Below are 1,344 nucleotides of genomic sequence, written 5' to 3'. Positions count from 1 at the left end.
TGTCAAGCGCCGGGTTTGGTGGAGGCTGAGTTGTTACGCGCCGGCGGGCTGCCGGGCGTCGTGGCTGTCGGTCTGGTCGGCGGCCCAGGCGGCCTCATACTCGGCGGGCGGGACGAGGCCGATCTCGCCGTGGAGCCGGCGGTGGTTGTACCAGTCGAGGTACTCGGCGACCGCAAGCTCAAGATCGGACTGGCCGGTCCACGGCCCCCGGTTACGGATCAACTCGGCCTTGAACAGCGAGTTGAACGCCTCCGCCATCGCATTGTCATAGGAATCACCGGCGGAACCGACCGAGGCGACCGCCTCGACCTCACCGAGCGCCTCGGTATACTTGACAGAAACGTACTGCGAACCCCTGTCGGAATGATGAACAAGTTTCACCAGGTCGGCGCCCGCGCGCCGACGGGTCCAGATCGCCATGTTCAGCGCGTCGATCGCCAACTCCTTGTAGAGATTCCTGGAAAGCTGCCAACCGACAACTCTCCGCGAAAAGACATCGAGGACAAACGCCGCATACACCCAGCCGGAGAACGTCCGGACGTAGGTGATGTCAGCGACCCACAGCCGGTGCGGCGCTGACGCCGTGAACCTGCGTTTCACCAGGTCAGGACGGCTGTCTGGCCCCTTCGCCCGCACCGTCGTCCGCGGCGCCCGCAGCCGGGACACGCCCCGCAGGCCGGCCTGGCGCATGAGGCGGGCCACCGTACAGCGGGCAACATGCCGACCGTCGACCCCGCCTTCCCGGCCCAGCTGCGCATAGACCTTCCGCACGCCATAAACACCGTAGTTCTCGCCGTGAACTCGTTCGATCTCCTTGATGGTCTCGGCGTCGGTGACCGCCCGCCGCGACGGCGCCCGTTTCTTCGACGCGTAGTAGGTACTCGGGGCGATCTGAACACCGGCATCGCGCAGCACGGCACAGATCGGCTCGACCCCGAACCGTTCCTTGTGCCTATCGATGTAGTCGAGGACTACCGGCGCGGGCGGTCGAGCTCCGCCGCGAAGAAAGCCGACGCGGACTTCAGGATCTCGTTCGCCCGCCGCAGCTCCCGGTTCTCCCGCTCCAGCTGGGCCAACCGCTCGGCCACCTCACTCGGCACCCCCGGCCGGGTGCCCGCGTCGACCTCGGCCCTCGAGACCCACACCCGCAGCGTCTCCGGCGAGATCCCCAACTGCGACCCGATCCGCTGACACGCGCCCTTCGCGCTCGTCCCCGGCTCGGCTCTCGCGTCCAGCACCAGCCGGATCGCCCGCTCCCGCAGCTCATCGGGGTACTTCCTCGGCGCGCCCATGTCGTCCGCTTCCTCCTGGTTTCACTCCCTCCATCAAACCCGGCGCGGTTCA

General features: G+C 67.4%; 1 protein-coding gene and 1 other annotated feature. The gene reads right to left on the bottom strand.

Annotation, left to right across the window (positions count from 1 at the left end; genetic code table 11):
* Positions 1-33 precede the first annotated feature (33 nt).
* A protein-coding gene (locus tag I6A81_RS41220) for an IS3 family transposase (protein ID WP_203008522.1) occupies positions 34-1,292 on the bottom strand; the annotation gives its coding sequence in 2 pieces (ribosomal slippage) (positions 34-1,010 and positions 1,010-1,292; 1,260 coding nt in all).
* Positions 883-1,011, bottom strand: a sequence feature (AL1L pseudoknot). Its footprint overlaps the gene before it by 129 nt.
* Positions 1,293-1,344 lie beyond the last annotated feature (52 nt).

The sequence above is a fragment of the Frankia nepalensis genome, assembly GCF_016786325.1.
Taxonomy (GTDB): domain Bacteria; phylum Actinomycetota; class Actinomycetes; order Frankiales; family Frankiaceae; genus Pseudofrankia; species Pseudofrankia nepalensis.
Note: the sequence above shows the minus strand (reverse complement) of the source record. Positions and strands in the feature narration are given on the sequence as shown.